This window comes from Deltaproteobacteria bacterium, assembly GCA_016930875.1.
In the GTDB taxonomy this organism is placed as follows: domain Bacteria; phylum Desulfobacterota; class Desulfobacteria; order Desulfobacterales.
Genome location: JAFGFW010000192.1, coordinates 1 through 4,454, shown reverse-complemented (window position 1 = coordinate 4,454; position 4,454 = coordinate 1). Strand labels below are relative to the sequence as shown.

Sequence of the window (4,454 nt, the reverse complement as noted above, 5' to 3'; positions counted from 1 at the left end):
TCCTCCAATCACATCCCTGTTTTTGGAGAACATCGGCTTCCCTTGACAGAAAAGATTAAAAATCGTCTGTATTGTTAGCACAGACACGATTTTCTGTTGATTTGCGAATTGGCATAGGATAGTCCAATCACCCAGATAACCAACGCGATCATCGGAACAATTGCAAGTTCAACAGTTCTTCTGCTACACCTTGCCTTCTTTTTAAACACTCTGTTCGTCTTTCAATCGTCCGAATCGTGGACGACAATCCTGTATGAATTTCTATGCCTGCAAGGTCTTGATGGTCCTTCGGAACAACGATTGAGATTGTAAAGCGTAGAAATTTCTGCCTATTTGGGAGTCTCTTCAAGCGTAATGCCCTTATCTTCCAGTTGCTTTACATATTTGGCCGGATCGGCATTGAATTTGGTTTTGCAATCAGCGCAACAAAAATAAACGCGTTTGCCCTGGTAGTCTGCATATACGCTTTTGTCGATCTTCGTGCCCTCAATAGGACATGTTGTCTGTGCCTTTGTCGCGGCCGTTGGCGTAGAAGGCGTTTTTTTCGTTGTTGGAGCGGGAGCTTTTGGAGCTTCATCACGCTTTTTACAACCACTCACAACGAGCAATCCTAATATTAGTACCACGACTGACAGGGCAGTCACAAACCTCACATTTCTTCGATACATGAAACACCAACCTTTCTTTTAATGAATCAATCCTTTTGTACGATACGCTAATCGATGGGAAGCGATTGTCTCCTGTCGACTGTTCAGATACCGACGGACTTTTCTACCTTCTCTCCGTGGTGGGATGGTCGACTCCACAGTTTCAGCTTCTGTACCTTCAATGATCTCCTTGGCCTTGGCTACCTCGTCAGCGGTGCCATGCGCAATAACGAGATACTTGTCTCCCTTAATGGCGGTTTCATATTTCAACACACTGTTCTTGGGTATGCCGACACTGAACAGGGCCGCACCGATGGCGCTGAGGCCACCGAAATCCGTAGCCGCAATGGATTTGGCCATCATCTTCTCTTTGCCTATTCTCATACCTTGTTCTCTTCATTGCTCCGCGACTCATCCCGCCTCCTTGTGCTAAACAAAGGATTAAGGTCCACCCCATCAAGACCATAACTGTCATTGTAATCAGTGGCTTTCTCATGCTCATGATGCGCCTTCCTTTTCGTAAAACGTAACAATCCTTAATCGTTCACCATAAACTTTGGAGTCATGCAATCCTTGTTTGCCAAGCCTACCGATATCTACCACTGCAGACCCTTATTGTTTGGACTCTTCATGATTCAAGACCTAATGGTAACAGAGGCACAAGATGTGTAAATCAGTGAAAGCGCTGTTTCTGCCGTACTTCATAACGCTGATATTTATGTAGGTGAAAGCCCCTACAGTGCTGCCGTTAAAGACCAATAATCAAACGCCCAAGTGTTCCCCGGCTTGTGTCAACTATCCCTGGTCGTTTATCGTATCGCCTTCAGGGGCATGCGATGTTGCTTGGACGGTATAGGAAGAAATTCATATTTTGAATTGACGACCCGGTTGGTCTTTTTATAGACTTATATGAAATTTAGGTATCTGGATTTAACGCAGGGGATTAGAGAAATGTCTGCCGGAAAAAACAATGCCAGACAGGAGTCGTGGATAGACGAGCACCACTTATTGGCTGCCGTCGTACATGATTCCAACGATGCCATAACGGTACAGGATTTTCAAGGCAATATCAAGTTCTGGAACCTCGGGGCAAAACAGATATACGGTTACACGAAAACCGAAGCTCTCAAGATGAATGTCCGCCAAATGACTCCCAAGAATGGACGGAACGATGTTTTTGCATTGTTGAAAAGGCTAGAAAAAGGAGAAAAAGTCCGGTCTTTTGAAGCGCAGCGTCTAACGAAAGACGGCCGGCTTATAGATGTCTGGATCAACGTCACGAAACTGACCGATGACGCAGGCAACCTGGCCGCCGTTGCGACAACGGAGCGCGATATTACGGAACGCAAGCGGCTGGAAAGAGAGTTATTAGAAGTAAGGGAAGAAGAACAAAAGCTGATCAGCCAAGAGATACACGACAGTATGGGCCAAATACTTACGGGCATTGCCGTTAAGAGCAAGGGCTTGGAGCTGAAGCTTAAGAACAGGTCGTTGCATGAGTCAGCCGATGCGGCAGAGATATGCAAGTTGGCCAGTGAGGCTGTAGCGCAAACGCGCCACCTTGCGAGAATGCTTTACCCGGTCGATGTCGAAGCCGGTGGCCTTGTGTCGGCCTTGCAGGGCCTGGCTTCCAGTACGAAGGATCTCTTGAAAATCTCATGTCGATTCAAGTGCAATAATGTGGTTCCGATTCGAGATCCTGTGACAGCACGGCACCTTTTCCGCATTGCTCAGGAAGCCGTCACCAACGCAGCCAGACATGGCAAAGCAAAGAAGATCAGTATCGAATTGACCTCGGCCAGGGATAAAACTACCCTGAAAGTGGAAAATGATGGAAAGGATTTCCCAAGAATTCTTTCTAAGAAAAAGGGAATTGGCTTGAGAATAATGAAATACCGCGCAAAGCTGATGGATGGCATGCTCGATGTTGGCAGAGGGCGCGAAGGCGGCACGATCGTTACGTGTACGTTTCCAAATATGGATTAGTTCCCAGAAAGGGCAACGAAGACTATGACGCGGAAACAGCGGCAAAGTACAACCTTCGAGGACAAGAAAAAGATTTTTATCGTTGATGATCATCCTATCGTGCGTGACGGCCTCACAACGATCATTAATCACGAGAAGGATTTCGAGGTGTGCGGTCAAGCCGATGAAGCGCGGGAGGCCTTCAAGGCGATATCTGAGCTCAAGCCGGATGTGGTTATTACAGATATAAGCCTGAAAAACTCAGACGGTATTGAATTAACCAAAAATCTTAACGCGCGATATCCAACCTTGCCGGTGATTGTGCTTTCCATTCATGACGAATTAACATATGCCGAACGAGCCCTTCGCGCAGGTGCCCAGGCCTATATAATGAAGGAGGTCGCCTCCGAGAACATTGTAACCGCGATTCGTACGGTTCTCGGCGGTGAGATATATGTCAGCAATAAAATGGGAAAGAAATTTCTGCATAAACTGGCTGGAAGCAAGGTAGATACGAATAGCACTCCGATAGATAGTCTTAGCGACCGGGAGCTTGAGATTTTTCGCTTGATTGGCCAGGGTTACAAACCCTCCAAGATAGCTCAGTCTATGCATCTCAGCGTAAAGACCGTCGAGACGTATCGCGCACGCATTAAGGAAAAACTGAACCTCGCCGACGCGGATGAACTGCTCCGGTATGCCATTCAATGGGTAAACAGCACATCGAAAACATAACGCGAGCATGATTGCGATCTATCAAGGTCAGTTATTGTTCGACCTTTAATATACTCATCTTACGGTCCTTTCTGTCAGGGTCTTCTCTCACAAAAGAAAGAGGAGTTTCACCTACAATAAAAACGGATGCGCCCCCGATTCATGGAGTTTTGATTTATGTTATTATTAGGTAAAGTAAACCGGAGTGCTAAAAACGCCGGTAGAAACAGGATTCAATTTTAATTAATTATTTTGGAGATTCGAAAAATGTTGGAATTAAATACACGTCTATGGGTAGCTCTGGTATTGCTTACTGTCGGAGGTCTGAATTGGGGGCTTATTGGTCTGTTTAAGTTTAACCTTGTCGCAACGATATTCGGTGAAATGTCACTTTTTGCTCGTCTCATTTATGTCGCGGTTGCTGTTTCAGCGGTTATTGTTTTGGTTCCCGCACTTATTGAAAGTAAGAAGTAAGATACCGAATAAAAAATGGTGACTCATAAATTAAAAACAGTGGAGCTGATTCACACCCTCCTGTTGATTGCCGTTGTAGTTCTTCTGATTAGAATCATCAGCGGACGAAGAGTTGGGTGACTTTATCGTGATTAGACATGAAAATTGAAAGGAGTCTTTTATGAAAACTATCGTATTCCCATTTATGTGCATGGCCATTGGAGCCCTCCTCCTGACGGGCTGTGCTACCGCGCCGAGGACCGATGAAGGAAAATCTGCACTGAGCGGCAAAGTTCGGGTTGCTATTGATCTCGCCAAAAAGGAAGATCCAGGGCTGAAAAAGTTCTTCGACGAGGCTGCCGGTTACGCGATCTTCCCCACGGTCGGGAAAGGCGCCGTTGGCATCGGCGGGGCGTATGGCAAAGGTGAACTGTATGAAGGAGGAAAATTAGTCGGCTACTGCGACCTGACGCAAGTCAGCATAGGCTTTGCCTTGGGAGGCCAGGGATATACCGAGCTCATCTTCTTTGAAACGAAGGCCGCCGTGGATCACTTCAAGTCCGGCAACTTCGCCTTTGCAGCACAGGCTTCGGCGGTAGCGCTCAAATCCGGTGTATCGGCCAACGCCAAGTATGACAACGGTGTCGCCGTTTTCACAATGAGCGAAGCAGGTCT

General features: G+C 46.6%; 6 protein-coding genes. 4 read left to right on the top strand and 2 right to left on the bottom strand.

Annotated features, from left to right (window positions below; genetic code table 11):
• Positions 1–329: 329 nt before the first annotated feature.
• Entirely contained in the window at positions 330–668 is a 339-nt protein-coding gene (locus JW883_16175) for a YHS domain-containing protein (GenBank protein ID MBN1843803.1), read from the bottom strand.
• A gap of 18 nt (positions 669–686) precedes the next feature.
• Entirely contained in the window at positions 687–1,031 is a 345-nt protein-coding gene (locus JW883_16170; GenBank protein MBN1843802.1) for a hypothetical protein, read from the bottom strand.
• Positions 1,032–1,598: 567 nt separating this feature from the next.
• On the opposite strand from JW883_16170, the gene JW883_16165 reads away from it, so the two are divergent.
• From JW883_16165 to JW883_16150, 4 genes are all read left to right on the top strand, one after another.
• Positions 1,599–2,633 carry a PAS domain S-box protein gene (locus JW883_16165; GenBank protein ID MBN1843801.1) on the top strand — a complete coding sequence of 345 codons (1,035 nt, stop codon included), beginning with the start codon at positions 1,599–1,601 and terminating at the stop codon, positions 2,631–2,633.
• A gap of 24 nt (positions 2,634–2,657) precedes the next feature.
• Positions 2,658–3,347: a response regulator transcription factor gene (locus JW883_16160; protein MBN1843800.1), complete on the top strand. Its 690-nt coding sequence runs from the start codon at positions 2,658–2,660 to the stop codon at positions 3,345–3,347.
• A gap of 246 nt (positions 3,348–3,593) precedes the next feature.
• Positions 3,594–3,800: a DUF378 domain-containing protein gene (locus JW883_16155; GenBank protein ID MBN1843799.1), complete on the top strand. Its 207-nt coding sequence runs from the start codon at positions 3,594–3,596 to the stop codon at positions 3,798–3,800.
• A gap of 160 nt (positions 3,801–3,960) precedes the next feature.
• Positions 3,961–4,454, top strand: a 494-nt coding sequence (locus JW883_16150) for a hypothetical protein (protein ID MBN1843798.1), incomplete at its 3' end; no start/stop codon positions are given.

Coding starts and splice junctions, on each gene's coding strand:
- JW883_16165 (MBN1843801.1), top strand. CDS start 1,599: ATGTCTGCCGGAAAAAACAATGCCAGACAGGAGTCGTGGATAGACGAG.
- JW883_16170 (MBN1843802.1), bottom strand. CDS start 1,031: ATGAGAATAGGCAAAGAGAAGATGATGGCCAAATCCATTGCGGCTACG.
- JW883_16160 (MBN1843800.1), top strand. CDS start 2,658: ATGACGCGGAAACAGCGGCAAAGTACAACCTTCGAGGACAAGAAAAAG.
- JW883_16155 (MBN1843799.1), top strand. CDS start 3,594: ATGTTGGAATTAAATACACGTCTATGGGTAGCTCTGGTATTGCTTACT.
- JW883_16175 (MBN1843803.1), bottom strand. CDS start 668: ATGTATCGAAGAAATGTGAGGTTTGTGACTGCCCTGTCAGTCGTGGTA.